We start from the raw sequence: 18,562 nt of genomic DNA on the forward strand, positions 1-18,562 counted from the left end.
GGCTACCCGACTCGGTCGGTCTATGCCCGTCAGGTGCGTTCGAGGAGGATCAGGTAGATCGCGTTGGGCGTGAGGTCGACCGTCTCGGTATAGGTCCTGCCCGGCCTGACGATCTTCTCCTTGACCAGTTGGAGGTTGGCCTTGGCCGGGTCACTGAAGTAGTTGCTCGTCGTCTGGTCGATCCGGAACACGCGCTGGCGAACCGGACCGTGCCTGAGCGCCGACGGCATGCGGGACATGTCGATCGCGGCCCGGTAGCTGCGGTCGTTGACGTGCTGCCAGTTCCAGACCATCAGCGATGCGCCGGTCCTGTCCTTCGACGCCATCGCGTAGACGCCGTTGTCCCCTTCGAGAGCCTCCGAGACGGCGGACACCCTGGTGTCCTTCATCTTGGACTGCATCAGCATCATGTTCCCGTAGGGGGTGAAGGTGTCCTTGAGCGGCCCGTTCGGAGTGCGGGTCACCAGCTGGTCCTTGCGTTCCTCGACCCTGTGCCGCACGCACCAGTTGAACATGTAGGTGTCGGGCTGGCTCGCGTACAAGTGGCCGTACGTGGCCATGGCGGCTGCCTGCCGAATGTAGTCCTTCTTGGGGTCGGCGTCGTCGTAGGCCGGACCGGGATAGACGCCCGTTTCGCTGACGAAGGCCGGGATGTGCTGGTCGAGGCGACGCTCCTTCAGCCATCCGCGCAACACCTTCCGCTGCGACGCCACCACCCTGAGGTCGCCGCTGTACAGCGTCGGAACCTTGTAGTCCGCGTCCCACGAAAGGTAGGAGTGGTACGAGAGGAAGTCGAGGCGCTTGCGCGGATTCCTGTCGGCCGCGTAGGCGTCGAGGAAGGGCTCCAGCCACTTCGGGTCCATCAGCGACAGCCCCGGCCCACCGAGCTTGACCCGGTCCGCACGCCGGAGTTCCTTGTTGACCTCGTCGACGGCCTCGTAGAACGGCACATAGAAGCGGTACAGACCGTCGATCTGCAACGTCGTCTCGTCCGCGGGGAGTCCGTCATGGCGCTGCTTTCCGTGGAACTGCCAGTCCGGTTCGTTGAACGCCTCGACGTACTTGATGCGGGGATACTCCTCTTTCAGGCTTCGGATGATCAGCTCGAGCATCGGCTTGAGGTCCTTCTGCGGCCTCTTGCCCTCGACGAAGTCCGTTGGATTGAGATTCACCATCACCGCGTCGGACACGGTGCTCGCCTGAGTGAGGTAGGCGTCCAGCCTGGAGAAGTCACAAGCCAGGGTCTTGAGGTCGCACTGGTTGAAGACGTTGTCTTCAACCGGCGCGTTGGGACTGCTGAGCCACACGCGGTAGATGTCACCGTGCAGGCCCTGCCGGTTGAAGAGCTTCACATCACCGGCGCGCTGCTGGGGCCACGCAGTGACGTTGCCGAAGTTGTTGTACCTCTCCGGCCGCGGCAGTTGACCTTGCCTCGACCCGAAGTCGACCGAAACCGTCGCCGACGAGAGCGACGCAGGTGGCTCCGCCGCCTGAGCCGCCTGCGGCTGGAACGACGCGAGGAGAAGGAGCGCCGCGACCGCTCCTGCCGGGAACGCGCGTTTCGTGGGGAATCTCGCACTCATCTGCATGCTGGAAGGACCTCGCTTCCGCGAATCGTGAGGATGTGGAGATGTGCTTCCGTCGCGACGCACGGCTCGTCAGCGCAGCACGGTGCCGCCATCGACGTTCAGGACCTGCCCGTTGATCCAGGCGCCCTCCTCGGAGAGCAGGTAGGACACCAGGCCGGCAACGTCCTCGGCGCGACCGTGACGAGTGCTGCGGGTCCGGTCGAGCATGGCCCGCAGCATCTCCGGCGGCGCACCCTGCTCGATCTCAGGAGTCAGGATCAGACCCGGCGCGACCGCGTTGGCCCGGATGCCGTCCTTGCCCCAGCGTGAAGCCACATGGCGCGCGAGCGCGTTGACGCCCGCCTTTGTCGCGGCGTACGCCGGCCGCTTGGGGTCACCTGTGAACGAGGCGATGGAGGAGGTGTAGACGATCGCACCACCGCTGCGGGCGAGGAGTTCGGGCACGGCGTGGCGGGAGACCAGCATGTGGCCCCGCAGGTTGACGGCGACGGTGCGGTCCCATACCGCGAGGTCGATGTCGACGACGTCGGTGTCCTTCTGGACCGCGCCCATGTCCCCGGCGTTGACGTGAACGGCATCCAGACCTCCGTAGGTCCGTACCGCCGCCGAGACCAGGTTCCCGACCGAGGCGGCGTCGGAGATGTCGAACTCGACCGCGATCGCCTCGCCACCCCCGAAGCGGATGCCGGCGGCGGTCTCCTCGGCACCGCCGGCGTTCAGATCGCCGACGACGACTCTGGCGCCCTCCCGCGCCAGCCGCCGCGCCGAGGCGGCGCCCAGCCCGGTGGCGGCACCCGCCACCAGGACCACCTTGCCCTTCAACCCATGCACGATGACCGCCTCCGCTTGCTTGGGCAGCTCTGACAGCTGGCATCCGCAGCCCTACGCGAACGCCATCTCCGCTGAAGAAAAATGTAATCTCCAAAAAATGAGAATATAATTCTCTCGCAGTGTGCGCCAGAGAGCGGACGACTTCAGGGCTTCCAGAAGTGTCAGCCGTCGCGCAGTGCGGGGCTGACGGTGACCAGGACGAGCCCGGCCATTGCGGCGCCGTACTGGAGGATGACCCACTCGGGGATGCCGGGGACCCAGACGGCGATGCGCTCGCCCGGGGCGAACCGTGTGGCCAGCCAGGACGCGGCGTGCTCGGCGTCGTCCAGGAGCTGGGCGTAGGTCCAGGTGCGGTCGGCGCCGGGCGGGGCGATCTCGATCAGCGCCAGGCGGTCCGGGGCGGTCGATGCGGCGTTGCGGAGTACGTCCCCGATGGTGAGTCGAGGACCGGCCAGGAGGTGTCGGCGGGCCGGTACGAGCGGGTCAGCGGCCTGCCCCGGAGCCGGGGCAGCAGCGCACGGAGCGCCGCCGCGTCCGCCTTGCCGCACAGTCTGATACTCAGTATCAAATTGAGTCCTTGCTGTACCCTTCTGGTATGAGCGAGACCGCCCGTACCGCCGACCAGCCCGCCCGCAAGCCGCCCGGATTGCGTGAGCGCATGCGTGCGACGGTTCGGGCGGAGGTGGTCGAGGTGGCGCACCGGCTCTTCACCGAGCAGGGGTTCGACCGGACGACCGTCGACCAGATCGCCGGCGAGGTGGGCCTGTCGCGCGCCAGCCTGTTCCGGTACTTCGGCACCAAGGAAGAGATCGTCCTCGGACGCCTGGAGGAATCCGGCCGCCAGATCGCGGAGGCGCTCGCCGCCCGCCCCGACGACGAGCGGCCCTGGGAGGCACTGCGCCGGGCGTTCGACGTCCTCACGCGGATGAACGAGGCAGCGCCCGAGCAGGCACTCAGCTATCTGCGCATGCTTCAGGAGACCCCGGCACTGCGCGCCCGGCACTACGAGAAGCAACTGAGCTGGCAGGAGCTGCTGGTGCCGGAGATCGCCCGGCGGCTGGGGGCAGGCCCTGACCGGCCCGAGGACACCAGGCCGAGGGCACTGGCCGCCGCCGCGCTCGCCTGCCTGGACGTGGCCGCCACGGGGTGGGTGGCCTGTGAGGGTACTGTCCCGCTGGCCGTGCTGCTCGACCGGGCGATGGGCGCGTTGGCGGAGTAACCCGGCCGCCGCCCCGCAGGCACGCTTCCACGCTCGCTGTGCCAGTGGCGGCTTACCGCACCGAGCGCACGCACAGGCGTCGCCACAGCCCGTCCGTCACGTCTGAGAGCATCTTCTGGCTGATGGCCGCGTCCGTGAGCCCCACGGAGCCGTGGAACCATCCCCGGCCTGGACGCGGAGGGGCACCTTGCCCGCCAGGCCGGTGCGGTAGCCGTGCGACCGCAGGCAGACAACTCCGTTGTCGACAAAAGGGACTTGGCATCGCCGCCATTGCATGCGATCGATGTCGTCACCAGCAGTGAGCGGCACGAGCACACGCCGCGCATCACGCCTCGGGCCCTTGCCACCGGCCGACAATTCCGTGGGAGTCCGTCTCGCCTGTGATCACGCTCCTCGCCCAACCGCTCCACAGGCACGGATCAACCGGCGACCCGATCCAGAAATGGAAGAGATTTTCCGTTGACGGGTCCGCTATGCGCCCGACATGCCGATGCAACATCCGGGCCGTTAGCTGACGCATCAACCGTCCGGCACAACGTCGGTAGGGGATGGGGCACAGCAAGAAGGAGCAGGACATGACGGCCACGGACAGCGCGGACGCGGACAGAACCGCCACCCCGCCCGGGTACTCCCCCCGTCTCTACAACGCGGACCTCGCCCCCGCCACCGAACGCAAGTGGGGCGCCTTCAGCATCTTCAACGTCTGGACCTCGGACGTGCACAGTCTGTACGGCTACTTCCTGGCCGCCAGCCTGTTCCTCGTCGCGGGCAACACCTTCAAGTTCCTCATCGGCATCGGTGTGGGCTCGCTGATCATCTACTGGCTGATGACCCTCATCGGCAAGGCGGGCGTCAGGACCGGTGTCCCCTACCCGGTCCTCGCCCGCGCCTCGTTCGGCACCTTCGGCGCCAACGTCCCGGCTCTCGTACGGGCCGTGGTCGCCACCTTCTGGTACGGCGCCCAGACCAGCGCCGCCGCCGGCGCCATCGTGGCCTTCCTCATCCGCTACGACGGACCCAGGGATCTGCACGAGACCAGCCGGCTCTTCGACCACAGCGGCCTTGAAGTGCTGTGCTACCTCGGTGTGTGGGCCGCCCAACTGCTCATCATCAGCAAGGGGATGGAAACGGTCCGCCGTTTCCAGGACTTCGCCGGCCCGGCGGTCTGGCTGATGATGCTGATCCTCGCGATCGCGCTGTCCGTGGAGGCCGGAACACTGTCCTTCTCCGTCGACATGCCGAGCGGTGACCTTGCCGCACTCGCCAAGAGCGCCACCGGGCTCGACGTCAGCCCGGGCTCATTCGCCGCGATCGCCGCGATAGCCGCCACCTGGGTCACCTACTTCGCCGCCCTGTTCCTCAACTTCGGTGACTTCGCACGCTTCACCCCCGACGAGAAGGCCCTGAAGAAGGGCAACATCTGGGGCCTGCCCGTCAACCTGATCCTCTTCTCCCTCGTCGCCGCGATCACCACGTCCGCCGCCAGCGAGGTGTACGGCGAGGTCATCCTCGAACCGGCCGAGATCTCCGCCAAGTTCGACAGCGCGTTCCTCGTCCTGCTCGCCGCCCTGACCTTCGCCGTGGCGACCCTCGGCATCAACGTCGTCGCCAACTTCGTCAGTCCCGCCTTCGACTTCGCCAACGTGGCCCCGAAGTACGTGACCTTCCGCAGGGGCGGCCTCATCGCCGCCGTCATCGCGCTCCTGCTCTACCCGCTCCACCCCTGGGACAACGCCCCCAGCTTCGTCAACGCCATCGGCTCGACGATGGGCCCCATCTTCGGTGTGATCGTCGTCGACTACTACCTCATCCGGAAGACACAGCTGAACGTGCCCGCTCTGTACGACGAAGGCGGGGAGTTCCGCTTCCAGGGCGGCTGGAACGTACGGGCGTTCGCCGCCGGGGCGGTGGGCGCCGTCTTCTCCAGCATCCTCCCCGTCTACGGACCGTCCGGATACGGGGCGACGCTGGGTCCGTACTCCTGGTTCATCGGAGTCGTCGTGTCCGGGGTGCTCTACTTCGCGTTCAGCGGGGGCAGGAGCCCCCTCGCAGCGAGGACGGCGGCAACGGAAGCGCCGGAGGCGACAGAGGCATAGGGGGCAGCTTCTTCCAGCAACCCGAGCAGGGCGCCCGACCTGGGCTGATACCGGTCAGGCGCCCTACTCGTCGTGCAGCGGGCGGTGCTGTCGGCATCCCGACACCCCTGGCTGCCGAACACCGACCAGCCGCAGTGACCGTCCCCGCGCCGGCCTTGGTGCCGGCCTTGTACTGGTACGTAGCCGGCGCCCGGGTCAGGCCGTCGGCTTCAGCGTGAAGATCCAGCTGCCGTTGGACAGGTCGAAGGACGTGATGCCCGACTTCTCGAAGGCGAGGCCCTTGCCGACGGTGTAGACCTCGTCCTCGGTGAAGAGCGGGACGTAGGGGACCTGGTCGGCGACCTGGGTGAGGATCGTCCTGGCGGCGGCCCAGCGGGTGGCGCTGGGGCCTGCGGTGGTGACGGTCTGCTGGGCCTTGTCGACCTCGGGGGTGGTCCAGTTGGCGATGTTGATCTTCTGAGGGCCTATGTTGGTCGTGCCGACGAGTTTGCCGAGCAGGGGGGCCGGGTCCGGGTAGCTCGCCCCGAAGCCGAACGGCAGGGTGATGCCCGTCAGTTCGTGCTTGAAGAACTTGGCGTACCACTCGTTCGCGGTGACGGGCTTGGGAGTGATCTTCACGCCGAGTGGCTTCAGGTTCCGCTGGAGGTTCAGCACGGTGAGTTCCTGCCAGGGGTAGTCCTTGACGTACTCGATGGTCGTCGAGAAGCCCTGAGGGTGCGCCGACTTGGCCAGTTCGGCCTTGGCCTCGGCCTCGCTGTGCTCGTACTGGGGCAGGTCGGCCAGAAAGGCTTCCGCCGCCTGCTGCGAGCCGGCCACGCCGGCCAGTTCCCCGGCGGGGACCAGCCCCGTCATCGGCTTGGCGTACGCGTCGAAGCCGGCCTTCATGATGCCCGCGATGTCGATCGAGTGGGCGACGGCCCGGCGGACGTGCACGTCGTCGAAGGGGGCGTGGGTGACGTCCATGGCGAGGAAGTTCTGGGACAGCGAAGGGGAGGCGTAGACCGTCGCGCCCGGGATGGCCTTCCACTGGGCGACACTCTTGGGGTTGGTCACGGGGCCGCCGTCGACCGAACCGGAGCGCAGGGCGAGTTGGCGGGCCGTGTCGTCGGGGATGACAGAGAAGACGACCTTGTCCGCGGCCGGTCTGGTCCGGGTGTACTGCGCGTTCCGGACCAGCGTGATCTTCTCCGCCGTCTGGGAGGCGACCCTGTAGGGGCCCGTGCCGATCGGGGCGGTCCCCGCGTTGCCCAGGGTCTTGGCGTGCGCCTTCGCGAACTTGGCCTCTTCGACGAGCGTCGCGAGGGCGATACCGGCACGCGCCGTCGGGGCGGGGGCCTTGAGCTTCACGGTCACTTCCAGCGGGCCGGTCACGCTGACGCTGCCCACCTGCTGGCCGAGGGCGGCGGTCTGGGCCGTATCGGCCGTGAAGTACTCGATGCTCCAGGCGACGTCCTGTGCCGTCATCTCCGCACCGTTCGAGAACCTCACCCCCGACCGGAGCTTGTAGACGAGAGTGGTGGTGTCCGGCTGGGTGACCGAGGCCGCGAGGTTCGGGGTGAACTCACCGGTGCTGGAGACACGCTCCAGGGGCTCCGTGACGAGGGACATGACGGCGCCGGTCGAGTTGTTGTCGTAGCTCTTGGCGTAGTCGAGCGACGCGGGCGCGTTGGGCAGCGCCCAGTCGACCACGGGTATGGCCTTGTCGGTCGTTCTCTTCGGCCCCGTGGCCGCGGTGTCGTTGTCGCTGGTGCAGGCGGTGGCGGCAACGACGGTGAGGGCGGTGAGCAGCACGGCGGTCGGCAGCGTCCGCCGCGAGAACGGCTTGACGGGTCGGCTGGGCGCGGTGGGGGGCATCTGGTTTCCTGCTTCCGTACTTGGGGGGTGTCTGAGCGGGGCTGCTCAGCTCTCGCCCGGAATCGAGGCGAGGAGTCGCTGGGTGTAGGGGTGGCGGGGGGCATCGAGGAGGGCCGCGGTCTCGCCGCTCTCGACGATCTCCCCGCCGCTCAGCACAATGGCGCGGTCGGTCATCTGGCGGACGACCGACAGGTCGTGGGTGATGAGGATCAGGCTCGTGCCGTATCCGGCGCGCACCTCGCGCAGCAGCTGAAGGATCTGGGCCTGCACCGACACGTCGAGCGCCGCGACGGGCTCGTCGCAGATCAGCAGCTTGGGGCGGACCGCCAGCGCGCGGGCGATGGCGACCCGCTGTCGCTCACCGCCGGACAGCGCGCCCGGGTGCTTTCGCGCGTACGAGGCGGGCAGGCCCACACGCTCCAGCAACTCCTGAGGCGGCTGGGCCGGGTCGGGGCCCGCTGCGACCGCCTCGCGCAGAGTCGTACCGATGGTGAGCCGTGGGTTGAGGGAGGAGTACGGGTCCTGGAAGACCATCTGGACCAGCCGCCGCACCTCGCGGTGGTCGTTCCGGCTCAGCCCGCGGTAGTCGCTGACATCGACACCGCCGAGCCGGATCGTGCCGGTGGTGGGCCTGGTCAGGCCCAGAAGGCAGCGGGCGAGGGTGGTCTTGCCGGAGCCGCTCTCGCCGACCACGCCCAGCGATTCGCGCTCGCGGAGCTCGAACGCGACCTCGCGCAGTGCCGTCGTCCCCGTCGTCGTCCTTCGCGGCAGGATGCGCGAAGACGTTCCCCGGTACGTCTTGGTGAGGCCCTTGACGACGAGGAGAGGGGGGCCGTCGGGGGCGGGGGGAGGTGTGGCCGGGGTGGTGGTGGCGAGCAGGCGGCCGCGGAGCTCGTCGTCGATCTCGGTGATCCGTACGCAGGCGGATTTCCGTTCCTCCGGCAGGGGGACCAGCTCGGGTCGCGTCGTCGCACAGGCGTCGCGCCGCCACTCGCACCGGTCGGCGAAGGCGCAGGTGCCGGCGACGCTGTCGGCGGCCGGCACCTGGCCGGGCAGGGAGACCAGCCGGTCCACGTAGTGGGAGACGGGAGGCTCGGACAGCATCAGGCCGAGGCTGTAGGGGTGTCCCGGCGAGCGGGCGAGCAGGGCGGCCGGAGCGTCCTCCAGCACGGACCCGGCGTACATGACCAGCACCCGGTCGCAGACGGAGAACGCGACACGCAGGTCGTGGGTGATGAGCACGAGGGCCATACCCCGGTCGGCCTGCAACCGTCGCAGCAGGGCGAGGACCTCTGCCTGGGTCGTGACGTCCAGGGCCGTCGTCGGCTCGTCCGCGATGAGCAGCTCCGGATCCCGCGCCAGCGCCGCCGCGATCGCGACGCGCTGCCGCATGCCGCCGGAGAGCTGGAAGGGGTAGCGGTCGACGACCGTCGCCGGGGCCAGCCCGACCTCGTGCAGGCGGCGCGCGACCTCCGCAGCGGCGACGGCCCGGTCGCGGCGCGTCCGCGGTGACCCGGAACGGGGTCTGCTCGTTGGGTGCCTGGCTGGCACCGGAGGCGCGGGGCCGCGGACTGGTGACCCGGACCGCCCGCCTCATGATCGACTGGGCTTTCGGCACCCGGGGCATGGTCCGGGCCGAGTGGTCGGCGGCGACCGGGAACGTACGCAGCATCGCGGTGGCGAAACGACTCGGTATGGAGCGCGAGGGGGTGCTCCGCTCGGCTTTGACGCTGGGCGGTGTGCGACATGATGTGGAGGTCTGGTCGCTCGTCTCCGACCGGGGGTGACGGCGCCCGATACCACCGACCAGAGGTGACCTGGCCGGAAGGGAGGGTCCCACGGTCAGCGATATCCGTAGGCGTCCAGCACGGTGCCGTACCGTTCCTCGAAGAGCTTCTCGTGCTCCGGCGTGAAGTGCTCGCGCCAGGCGCCGATCCGTCCCTGGTGGAACGAGTACGCCCGGTCGTTGAAGAGCTGGTCGACGAGGCCGGCCGGGTTCTGGACAGGGTCGCCGTCCGTGCCGAGGAAGTCGGCGATCCGGACGACGGCCGCCGACTGGAGTTGCCGGGAGCCGCCGCCGCGCGGGCCGACGAGTTCCTCGAAGGAGACCTTGCAGACGGCGGGGTGGCGCAGCAGCCACAGCCCGCGCTCGAAGGCGTCGGCGCCGGGGAAGCAGGGGTCGGTGAGGGCGATGGTCAGTCGTTCCTCGAAACTGCCCGCGTTCCGCAGGATGGCGCCGTAGACGCGGTGGTCGGTGAAGTGGCCGACTCCGCGGCCGGTCTCACTGGAGAGGAAGTTGACCATGGACAGCAGTACGTCGCGCGGATCGCGGTAGTTGAAGACGATCCTGGGGCTGCCGGTGTCCAGCCACTCGCTCAGGAAACCCTCGTCGACCCGGTGCGGATCGAGCTGGTGCAGAAACCAGCAGACGCCTCCTGGAGTGTCGGCGAAGCTGCGGGCGGCGGTCCGCGCCAGGGTCCTGGCGACGAGTTCCTGTGAAGGGGCCTCGTCTGCCGGGCCCCGCCAGGGTATGCCGAGCCGAATGCGCCAGGCCCCGTAGAACGCGGCGACCGCCTCGGCGATGGTCGCGTCGACCGCGGCCCGGTCCTTGCTCGCGGTGAGCCGGTGCAGTTCCTCTTCGTCGTGGACCATCGTCAGTACCCGCCACAGCGTGTCGCCCCTCAGCTTCGGCTGGATGTCGGCGGTGGCCGAGACCTCCCCATGGAGGGAGTAGCCGAACCGGGTCATCACTTCCTTCAGCAAATGCGTCCCCGCCTTCCGCAGGGACACCACCAGGGCGTGCGATGCGGTCATGCCGCAACGTCACCGTCCTTTCCGCTCCGCGCGGTCGGGCGCCCCGCCGGATCGACCGAGTCGGCCGATCCGGCGGGACATCGGTCGGCAGGGTCAGCTGCAGCGCCCCGGTTCGTTGGCGCCCGGCTCGCAGTAGTCCAGCGTGCCGACGACGGTGCCCTCGGCCAGGGCTTCCTGGAAGACGCTGCCGGCGGCCACGTAGGAGGTGGATCGCTCGGTCGTGCCTTCCGCGGTGGTGGCGAACGCGGTGGCGGGAACGCTGAGCAGCGCGATGGCGGCAGCGCCCGCGGCGACGGCGGATATCGCGGAAACGGGGGTCCTCATGGGGGGCCTTTCGGTGAGGGGTGGCAACAACTGCAGGAAGGAGCGGTGAAAGCGGACGGACGCGGATCCCGGCACATAGAAGTACCCCTGCGCTCTTGCCGATTCAGCAGCTCACTGCAGCAAGATCAGTAGATCACTCGGACTTAGAAACTTCAACAAAATCCCGCAACCACTCATGAGAGGGTTATCGTTCAAACAACGACGCGTTGTTACTTGCGAGTTATCGAGAACGGCCGGTAAACACCGTGAAAGAATCGTAAAACTGCTCGGCTTTCCACCCTTCCGGTTTCTCGCCGCAGGCTCCGGCTGTTCTTCCGCGATGTGGCCGCTGCCCTCAATGCTCGTGTACCGGACGTCGGTCGCCCTGCCTTCAGCATTCCCTGCATCACGGCGACGTGCTGACCACCGGTGGCCAGGACCGGCATCTCCAGCGCACGAAGCGGGTGAAGGCGGCGAGGGTGCCGGGGGTCACGTCGGCGGCAGTGTGTCCCTGCTCCGCATGAATCCCCGGGAGACATCGCTGCTCCGGTTCACGTGATCCGTCGCAGAATGCGGTCCTTGCGGCGGGTGTAGGGCGGGTAGGTCACGCTCAGGGTGTCCGGCTTGAGCGGCTTGTCGAGGACGGACTTGGTGTGGCTGAAGGTGTCCAGGGAGTACGAGCCGTGGTAGCTGCCCATGCCGCTCTCGCCCACGCCGCCGAAGGGCAGGCCGGGCACGGCGAGCTGGGCGGTCGGCACGCCGAAGGCCAGGCCGCCGGAGGAGGTCTCCGAAGTCAGGCGCCGCTTGGAGCGCTTGGACGCGGTGAAGGCGTACAGAGCCAGCGGCTTGTCCCGCTCATTGATGAAGGAGATCGCCGCGTCCAGGTCGGGGACGCGGACGATGGGCAGAATGGGGCCGAAGATCTCATCGCTCATCCTCGAATCCGGTCCTGGTGTAGGCGGGTTCGACGAGAAGCGCCCGGACGCCGAGCTCACGGACCTCGTGGTCCAGGGACTCGGAGTAGCCCTCGACCGCGTGCTTGGAGGCGGCGTAGACGGCCATGTACGGCTGGGGCAGGAACCCGAGTACGGACGAGATGTTGATGATGCGCCCGCGTCCCTGGGCGCGCATGTGCGGCAGGACCTCGTTCACCATGCGCATGACCCCGAAGACGTTGGTGTCGAAGACGCCCTGGGCCTGCGCGACGGAGGTCTCCTCGGCCGCACCCATCGAGCCGACGCCGGCGTTGTTGACCAGGACGTCAATCCGCCTGAACCGCTCGATCACCTGCTGGACCGCGGCGGTGACCGATTCGTCGCTGGCCACGTCGAGGTCGAGGAACGTCACACCGTCGAGCGGGGTGACGCGTGAGGCGTCGCGGCCTGTGCCGGCCACGTCGAAACCCGCTGCGACCAGCGCGAGCGCGGCTTCCTTCCCGATGCCGGAGGACGCGCCCGTCACGAGGGCCACCGGCCGATTTGTCGTCATCACAGGCTCCGAAGTCATTGGGAAACCGATCAGTTTCCCCTCACTGTAAACCGATCGGTTTTCCTGTGCAAGCTCAGGCAGTGAACTGATCCGGCTGCCCCAAACCGGCATCAACTCGGGGAGCGCATCGGTGACCGCGCCTGCTCGAAAAGTCGATGTGTCAGCGCATGTCTGCCGCATCGAGCAGGGTGGCCGCAGTGGGCGCGATGAGCCCTGTCAGGTTGTCGGCTCCGATCCCCGCACGGGCACTGGCGCCGTCGAAGACCAGGATCAGCTGCCGGGCCAGCAGGTCGGGATCGCTCGCCCCACCCCGTTCGGCCTCGGAACGGAAGAACGCCGTGAGGTCCGCCTTGACCCGGTGGGCCACCCGGCTCGCGGGGTGGTTCTGATCCTTGAGCTCGATCTGCACGGCCAGGTACCGACAGCCCTGGAACTCGGGCGCACCCGCCTGCGACTCCAGCCGCTCGAAGACGTGCAGGATCCGCTCGCGGGGTGAGCGGCCATCGTCCGCCGCGGGCAGGAGGGTCGCCACGAAGGCGGAGGAGCGTTCCTCCAGGCTCGCTGCCAGCAGTTCGTCCTTGCTCTCGAACAGCTGGTACAGGGAGCGCTTGGACACCCCCGCCGCCTTGCACAGCGCCTCGACGCCGATGCCGACACCGTCTCGGTAGGTGAGTGTGGCCGCCGCCTCCAGCAGCCGCTCTCTGGTACTTGGCTTCACTTGAGTGGTCATACCACGAGGTTAACTCGATGCGGACAAAATGAAAACCGATCGGTTTCTGCACGCAAGGTCAAGGGGCGGGCCGTCCCCCTCGACCCGCACCTTGCCGTCCGGCGAAAGGGGTCGGCCCTGCAGTGGGGCCAAGGCGCCCCAGCACTACGAGACCTGCAGCCACACCCAAGGCGTCGACGACGCCGAGGACGCCCATCGCCCACACCCGCACTCCTTCCACAGTGTCCATACCCCGCAGTCGGCCGACCCCCTGACCAGCGGAGACGCGCCTGCTGCGCGACCGAGGAGCCCAGGCTCACCAACGCATGCCGGGCAGAGGCGAGTTCAGCAAGATGACCGCCGGTTCGCTCTCGAGGCCGAGCGCGGTGAGCACCTTCGACTCAGCGGCCGTCCACTTTTCAGTTCACTGCCTGAGCTTGCGCGCGGAAACCGATCGGTTTACGGTGGTGGAAACCGGCCGGTTTATCAACGAGTCCGGGAGTTGGAGCGCGGTCACGACCCTTGCGGGCGGGCCGTACCCGAGTCACCTATCCGCAGTTCACACACAGGGGGAGCCGGCGAGATGCCCAGCCCAGAGATGCGTCCCACGATCCACATTCCGGGGACCACCAGCCACACCCTCGCCCCGCGCGCAGGACGCCACAGCCACGAGGGAACGCTGCGCTACCTCAAGGCGGGCACCGGTGCCCCCCTGGTCCTGCTGCACACCGTGCGCACGCAGGCCGAGCACTTCCGCTCCCTCATCCCGTTGATCTCGAACCAGTACACCGTGTACGCCCTCGACCTGCCGGGGATGGGCTACTCCGAGATCGTGCCCGGTGCGTCGTACCAGGAGCCGGAGATGCGCGCGGGCGTCGAACGGCTCCTGGCCGAACTCCACCTCCAGGACGTGACGCTGGTCGGGGAGTCCATGGGGGCGGTGCTCGCCCTGACCACCGCGGCCGATCTGCCGGAGCGGGTACGGCGCGTCGTGGCGGTGAACACGTACGACTTCCGCGGCGGAATTGCCCGGTCCGGCCTCCTCGCCCGTGTGGTGGTCACCGGTGTCCTCGCCCCGGGGGTGGGTCCGGTGATCGCCGGCGTGGAGCCCAAGCCCGCCCTCAGCAAGATCCTTCAGGGCGGCCTCGGCGACAAGAGCGCACTGCGGGAGGACTACATCGACGAGCTCCTCCAGGTGGGCAGCCGCCCCGGCTACCCGACCGTCGCCCGGGCCGTGTACCAGAGCCTGCCCAGCCTCATCGCGGCCCGCTCGCGCTACCCCGAGGTCAAGGCCCCCATCCACCTCGTCTACGGGGAGAAGGACTGGTCCCGGCCATCGGACCGGGAAGCCAACAAGGAACTGCTGCCTGCCGCCGATTTCACGCAGGTGCCGGGAGTGGGCCACTTCATCGCTCTGGAGAGGCCCGACCTGCTGGCCGACCTGTTGAACGCGGCGGCGTGACTGCCCCGGGAGCGCCGTGGCCACCCCCATTCGGGTGTGGTGCGTGAGGGGGACCCGGCTCGACCATGTCGCGTGAAGGCGTCGTGGCAGGCAAAGGAGCAGCACATGACGGAGATCCAGATCGAGTTCGATGTTCCGGCGGAGATGCGTGACGGCACGGTGCTGCGCGCGGACGTCTACCGGCCCGGCGGTACGGGACCGTGGCCGGTGCTGCTGACCCGGCTGCCGTACGGCAAGCAGACGCCCATGATGGGCGTCGTGCTCGATCCCCTGGCGGCGGCCAGGCGCGGCTTCCTGGTGGTCATCCAGGACACCCGGGGACGGTTCGCCTCCGAGGGCGAGTGGGAGCCGTGGACGTACGAGGAGAGCGACGGCTACGACACCGTACGGTGGGCCGCCGCCCTTCCCGGCTCGAGCGGCTCCGTCGGCATGATCGGCGGCAGCTACTTCGGCAACACCCAGTGGATGGCGGCGCTGTCGAAGCCGCCGGAGCTGAAGGCGATCGCCCCGATGATCACGTGGTCAGATCCGGACGACGGGCTGTTCTCGCGCGGCGGTGCGATCGAGCTCGGCATCACCGCGCCCTGGTCCCTCATGCAGGGCGCCGACACCCTGATGCGCCGGCACCGCACCGACCTCGACGGGCTCGTGAGCAGTATCACCGGGCTCGTACAGGATCTGGACGGCCTGGCGAGCGGTGGTTACGGGGAGCTGCCCGCCGGGCGGTTTCCCGCGTTCGCCCGGCACGATCTGCCCGAGCTGGGCTACGAGCGGTCCCGGCGGGAGCCCGGCTGGGCGCGGTCCTGCACTGTCGCGGGCCGGCATGACGAGGTCGATCTGCCCACCTTCCAGCTCGGCGGCTGGTACGACATCTTCGCCCAGGGCACGCTCGACAACTTCACCGCCATGCGCCGGGCCGGCCGGTCCGCCACGCTGATCATGGGCCCGTGGTCCCACACCAACTGGCGGCACGTGGTCGGCGACGTCAACTTCGGGTTCGCCGCGCACTCCGACTTCATGGGCATGCGGGGACGCGTGCACGACCTGCAGCTCGACTGGTTCGGGCGCACGCTCGGCGACGGCGAGGCTCTGGAGCCGGACACGGGCAAGGTGCTGCTGTTCGTGATGGGGATCAACCAGTGGCGCGAGGAGACGGAATGGCCCCTGTCGCGTGCGGTGGACACGGACTTCCACCTGCGCGCCGACGGGCGCCTGACCCGTGAGCCGCCGTCCACCGCCGAGCAGCCCGAGGAGTTCACCTACGATCCGATGGATCCGGTGCCCACGACCGGCGGCGCGCTCCTGATGACCGACGAGTTCCGTCCTGGGCCACTGGAGCAGACGGCCGTGGAGACGCGCGAGGACGTCCTGGTCTTCACCACCGAACCGCTCACCGAGGACGTCGAGGTGACCGGCCGCGTCAAGGCGGTGCTCTTCGCGGCCACCGACGGGCCCTCGACCGACTGGGTGGCACGCCTGTGCGACGTCGACGAGATGGGCGTGTCCCGCAATGTGGCCGACGGCATCGTACGGGTACGGGCGACACCGGGCGAGGCGGCCGAGCACGGCGTGGACCTGTGGTCGACCAGCATCGTCTTCCAGGCGGGGCACCGGATACGGATCCAGGTCACCTCCAGCAACTTCCCGCGCTGGGACCGCAACCTCAACACCGGCGAACCCGAGGAGAGCGCGACCACCGCCCGAGTGGCCCGGCAGCAGGTCTTCCACGACCCCGCCCGGCCGTCCCGCATCGTCCTGCCCGTGGTCCCGGCCCGGTAGGAAGCGCGAGCCCGTGTGATCGCAGGGTCAGGTGGCCGGCGGTGTGTGGGTGCCGAAGGCGCGTTGGTGATAGGTGAGCGGACTCGGACTTCCCACGCCCGCTTCGGCAGTGACGGCGTGGGCGAGCAGGAGGGTGTGGGCGAGCAGGAGGGTGTGGTCTCCGGCGCGGACGTAGTCGTCGACTTTGGCGGCGATCCACGCCGCTGAATCCGGCAGGCGTGGCAGTTCCTCGCTCGGCGACCAGGTGACCTGGTCGAACTTGTCCCGGTCCGAGCGGGCAAAGGCCGCGGCAAAACCGGCCTGGTGCGCGCCCAGGACGTTGAGGCCGAAGCGGCCGGTGCGGCGGATGATCGCCAGCAGCTGTGAGCGTTCGTCCAGCGACACCAGCACCATGGGGGGCGTCATGGACAGGGACGCGAAGGCGCTGACCGTGGTGCCGTGCGGGCGCTGGCCATCCATGGCGGTGACCACGGCGACCGGGGTCGCGACGGTGGCCATCGCGTTGCGGAACGCCTGCTCGGTCACGGTGTCGGAGGGCTGGGTGGTGGGCATTATCGAGCCGCTTCCGTGACGCGCGGGTCGAGCCCGTACTGGTCGCGGGCGCCGAGGTGGTCGCGCAGGGTGGGGCCTTCGTAGTCGAGGTGGAACAGGCCGCGTTCCTGCAGGATCGGGACGACCTGGTCGACGAAGGCGTCGACGCCGTCGTGGTAGCCGTCGATGGCCAGCGAGAAGCCGTCGCAGGCCCCTGCCTCGAACCACTTCTGCATGTGGTCGGCCACATCGGTGGCGGTGCCGGCCACGACCGGGTGGTAGTCGATGACCCCGTGGGCCAGGACATCGCGCAGGGACCAGCCTTCCCGGACCACTTCCAGGGCGCGGGCGGAGCGCGGGTCGTGCGGGCTGGGCACGGCGTCGGCCAGCTGGCGCGCGGAGAGGGATTCGTCGATCTGGTCGTAACCGAGTGGCAGGCCGATCATGGCGCCGAGATAGCGGACGCGCTGTCGCAGGTCGACCGACTCGTCCAGCAGACGCCGCCGGTCGAGGGCAGCCCGGCGCGAGGAGGCGATGGTCGGCATGAAACCGGCGAACATCTTCACCTCATCGGGGTCACGCCCGGCGCGCTTGGCGGCGTCGCGCAGTGCTTGGCGCTGGGCCCGGCCGTCTTCGACGGTGTAGGGGTTGGCATAGACGCCGTCGGCGTAACGGCCTGCCAGTTCCAGGCCGCTCATGCCGCCGCCCGCCTGGAAGATGACCGGCTGGCCCTGCTCGGACGGGGGGATGGGCAGCGGGCCGCGGGCGGCGACGTGGCGGCCCTGGAGGCTGACCGGCCGGATCTTGTCCATGTCGGCGAACCGCTTTCCGGGGACGTCGAGGACCCATGCATCCTTCTCCCAGCTGCCCCACAGCGCCTGCACGATCTGGACGACCTCGTGGGCGCGCTCGTACTTCTCCGTGCGCGGGGGAATCGGGCGGCCGAAGTTCGCCGCGGCGGCGGGGTCGGAGGTGGTGACCGCGTTCCAGCCGGCCCGGCCGTGGCTGATCACGTCCAGGGCCTTGAACTGGCGGGCGAGGTTGTAGGGCTCGTTGAAGGTGGTGGAGCCGGTGGCGACCAGGCCGATCCGCTCGGTCTCGCGCGCGATGGAGGTCATGACCAGCAGCGGGTCGATCGGGAAGTGCGGGGCCTGGTCTTCGAGGTCCACGTCCAGGACCGGGGTGTCCGCGAAGAACAACAGTTGGATCTTGCCGCGCTCGGCGGTCTGTGCGTAGCGCACGAACTGGTCCATGTCCGTGTAGCTGGACAGGTTCACCCCCGGCAGGCGCCATGCCCCGGGTTCGGCTCCGTAGCCGCTGGTGAACTGCATGCACAGGAGCATCTGCCGGCTTGTCATGGTCGCTCCTCCAGGCGAGACGAGAAAAACGGAGGATACATCCGTTTTCCTTCGACAATACGGAGGTATCCTCCGCATTGTCAAAAGGGCCGAATCCCACGAGTGGGAGGGGTGGCCCGGATCGCCCAGCGGCTCAGGCAGACGCCAGCTTCTGGATGCGCGGATGGTTCTCCAGTACCCACCGCACGGCCTTCGGGGGCGGCCGAGCAGGGTTTCCAGCTGGTCGCTGACGCCGCCCGCGCCGTACCGTCCGCTGGCGACCAGCCGGGTCAGGGACTTCAGGTGCTCCGCAACGACGGGGCTCGTCGCGCCCACGGCGGCCGCCCTGCTCGATGCGGCAGACATGCGCTGACGCATCGCCTTTTCGAGCTGCCCGGGCAGACGGATATGCGCTGCGATGGAGCTCGACAAAGGTTCCTCCCGGCCGATCGGGAGGAAGTCACAGGGCTCCGGCCGCGCGGGTCCAACCCGCTGCGAAGAGTCCGGCGCCGCAGAAGTGGAGCGGCTCGCTTCAGCTGTCGCCGGCGGT

At 68.8% G+C, this 18,562-nt stretch carries 15 protein-coding genes and 2 pseudogenes; 5 read left to right on the plus strand and 12 right to left on the minus strand.

Annotated elements, in window-relative coordinates:
• Positions 1–29: 29 nt before the first annotated feature.
• The 3 genes from ACYVO6_RS09185 to ACYVO6_RS09195 form a co-directional block, all read right to left on the minus strand.
• Positions 30–1,583 carry a hypothetical protein gene (locus ACYVO6_RS09185; RefSeq protein ID WP_461059125.1) on the minus strand — a complete coding sequence of 518 codons (1,554 nt, stop codon included), beginning with the start codon at positions 1,581–1,583 and terminating at the stop codon, positions 30–32.
• A 75-nt stretch (positions 1,584–1,658) separates the two neighbouring features.
• Positions 1,659–2,420, minus strand: a complete 762-nt coding sequence (locus ACYVO6_RS09190; protein WP_461059127.1) for an SDR family NAD(P)-dependent oxidoreductase — start codon at positions 2,418–2,420, stop codon at positions 1,659–1,661.
• Positions 2,421–2,581: 161 nt separating this feature from the next.
• Positions 2,582–2,968 carry an AMP-binding protein gene (locus tag ACYVO6_RS09195; protein ID WP_461059129.1) on the minus strand — a complete coding sequence of 129 codons (387 nt, stop codon included), beginning with the start codon at positions 2,966–2,968 and terminating at the stop codon, positions 2,582–2,584.
• 47 nt (positions 2,969–3,015) lie between these two features.
• Between ACYVO6_RS09195 and ACYVO6_RS09200 the strand changes: the two genes are divergently transcribed.
• A complete protein-coding gene (locus ACYVO6_RS09200; protein WP_461059131.1) occupies positions 3,016–3,639 on the plus strand; it encodes a TetR family transcriptional regulator in 624 nt (207 codons plus the stop codon).
• A gap of 575 nt (positions 3,640–4,214) precedes the next feature.
• The gene (locus ACYVO6_RS09205; RefSeq protein WP_461059133.1) at positions 4,215–5,735 is read left to right on the plus strand and encodes an NCS1 family nucleobase:cation symporter-1; all 1,521 of its coding nucleotides are present in this window, start codon (positions 4,215–4,217) and stop codon (positions 5,733–5,735) included.
• A 195-nt stretch (positions 5,736–5,930) separates the two neighbouring features.
• Here ACYVO6_RS09205 and ACYVO6_RS09210 read toward each other — a convergent pair whose 3' ends face one another.
• Positions 5,931–7,589, minus strand: coding sequence for an ABC transporter substrate-binding protein (locus ACYVO6_RS09210; RefSeq protein ID WP_461059135.1), 1,659 nt, complete (start codon positions 7,587–7,589; stop codon positions 5,931–5,933).
• 45 nt (positions 7,590–7,634) lie between these two features.
• The gene (locus ACYVO6_RS09215; RefSeq protein ID WP_461059137.1) at positions 7,635–9,140 is read right to left on the minus strand and encodes an ABC transporter ATP-binding protein; all 1,506 of its coding nucleotides are present in this window, start codon (positions 9,138–9,140) and stop codon (positions 7,635–7,637) included.
• 23 nt (positions 9,141–9,163) lie between these two features.
• Between ACYVO6_RS09215 and ACYVO6_RS09220 the strand changes: the two genes are divergently transcribed.
• Entirely contained in the window at positions 9,164–9,376 is a 213-nt protein-coding gene (locus ACYVO6_RS09220; RefSeq protein WP_461059139.1) for a GNAT family N-acetyltransferase, read from the plus strand.
• Positions 9,377–9,431: 55 nt separating this feature from the next.
• Here ACYVO6_RS09220 and ACYVO6_RS09225 read toward each other — a convergent pair whose 3' ends face one another.
• The 5 genes and pseudogenes from ACYVO6_RS09225 to ACYVO6_RS09245 form a co-directional block, all read right to left on the minus strand.
• On the minus strand, positions 9,432–10,403 hold the full coding sequence (locus ACYVO6_RS09225) for a hypothetical protein (RefSeq protein WP_461059141.1): 972 nt from the start codon (positions 10,401–10,403) through the stop codon (positions 9,432–9,434).
• A 93-nt stretch (positions 10,404–10,496) separates the two neighbouring features.
• Positions 10,497–10,727: a hypothetical protein gene (locus ACYVO6_RS09230; protein WP_461059143.1), complete on the minus strand. Its 231-nt coding sequence runs from the start codon at positions 10,725–10,727 to the stop codon at positions 10,497–10,499.
• A 530-nt stretch (positions 10,728–11,257) separates the two neighbouring features.
• Positions 11,258–11,641 (minus strand): annotated as a pseudogene (locus tag ACYVO6_RS09235) (aldehyde dehydrogenase family protein); the annotation flags it as partial.
• Position 11,642: 1 nt separating this feature from the next.
• Positions 11,643–12,194, minus strand: a pseudogene (locus ACYVO6_RS09240) (SDR family NAD(P)-dependent oxidoreductase); the annotation flags it as partial.
• Positions 12,195–12,354: 160 nt separating this feature from the next.
• Positions 12,355–12,924, minus strand: a complete 570-nt coding sequence (locus ACYVO6_RS09245; protein WP_461059145.1) for a TetR/AcrR family transcriptional regulator — start codon at positions 12,922–12,924, stop codon at positions 12,355–12,357.
• Positions 12,925–13,486: 562 nt separating this feature from the next.
• On the opposite strand from ACYVO6_RS09245, the gene ACYVO6_RS09250 reads away from it, so the two are divergent.
• Entirely contained in the window at positions 13,487–14,365 is an 879-nt protein-coding gene (locus ACYVO6_RS09250; RefSeq protein ID WP_461059147.1) for an alpha/beta fold hydrolase, read from the plus strand.
• Positions 14,366–14,470: 105 nt separating this feature from the next.
• Positions 14,471–16,144 (plus strand): CocE/NonD family hydrolase, encoded by a 1,674-nt coding sequence (locus ACYVO6_RS09255; RefSeq protein ID WP_461059149.1) that lies wholly within the window; start codon positions 14,471–14,473, stop codon positions 16,142–16,144.
• 27 nt (positions 16,145–16,171) lie between these two features.
• Here the strand turns inward: ACYVO6_RS09255 and ACYVO6_RS09260 are convergent, their stop codons facing one another.
• Together ACYVO6_RS09260 and ACYVO6_RS09265 are read right to left on the minus strand one after the other, a co-directional pair.
• On the minus strand, positions 16,172–16,696 hold the full coding sequence (locus tag ACYVO6_RS09260) for a flavin reductase family protein (RefSeq protein ID WP_461059151.1): 525 nt from the start codon (positions 16,694–16,696) through the stop codon (positions 16,172–16,174).
• Positions 16,696–18,033 carry an NtaA/DmoA family FMN-dependent monooxygenase gene (locus ACYVO6_RS09265; RefSeq protein WP_461059153.1) on the minus strand — a complete coding sequence of 446 codons (1,338 nt, stop codon included), beginning with the start codon at positions 18,031–18,033 and terminating at the stop codon, positions 16,696–16,698. Before ACYVO6_RS09265 ends, ACYVO6_RS09260 begins: the two co-directional genes overlap by 1 nt.
• Between the last annotated feature and the right edge of the window lie 529 nt (positions 18,034–18,562).

Source organism: Streptomyces pseudoechinosporeus (genome assembly GCF_054783935.1).

Coding starts and splice junctions, on each gene's coding strand:
- ACYVO6_RS09205 (WP_461059133.1), top strand. CDS start 4,215: ATGACGGCCACGGACAGCGCGGACGCGGACAGAACCGCCACCCCGCCC.
- ACYVO6_RS09255 (WP_461059149.1), top strand. CDS start 14,471: ATGACGGAGATCCAGATCGAGTTCGATGTTCCGGCGGAGATGCGTGAC.
- ACYVO6_RS09185 (WP_461059125.1), bottom strand. CDS start 1,583: ATGAGTGCGAGATTCCCCACGAAACGCGCGTTCCCGGCAGGAGCGGTC.
- ACYVO6_RS09260 (WP_461059151.1), bottom strand. CDS start 16,696: ATGCCCACCACCCAGCCCTCCGACACCGTGACCGAGCAGGCGTTCCGC.
- ACYVO6_RS09245 (WP_461059145.1), bottom strand. CDS start 12,924: ATGACCACTCAAGTGAAGCCAAGTACCAGAGAGCGGCTGCTGGAGGCG.
- ACYVO6_RS09250 (WP_461059147.1), top strand. CDS start 13,487: ATGCCCAGCCCAGAGATGCGTCCCACGATCCACATTCCGGGGACCACC.
- ACYVO6_RS09210 (WP_461059135.1), bottom strand. CDS start 7,589: ATGCCCCCCACCGCGCCCAGCCGACCCGTCAAGCCGTTCTCGCGGCGG.
- ACYVO6_RS09265 (WP_461059153.1), bottom strand. CDS start 18,033: ATGACAAGCCGGCAGATGCTCCTGTGCATGCAGTTCACCAGCGGCTAC.
- ACYVO6_RS09225 (WP_461059141.1), bottom strand. CDS start 10,403: ATGACCGCATCGCACGCCCTGGTGGTGTCCCTGCGGAAGGCGGGGACG.
- ACYVO6_RS09200 (WP_461059131.1), top strand. CDS start 3,016: ATGAGCGAGACCGCCCGTACCGCCGACCAGCCCGCCCGCAAGCCGCCC.
- ACYVO6_RS09230 (WP_461059143.1), bottom strand. CDS start 10,727: ATGAGGACCCCCGTTTCCGCGATATCCGCCGTCGCCGCGGGCGCTGCC.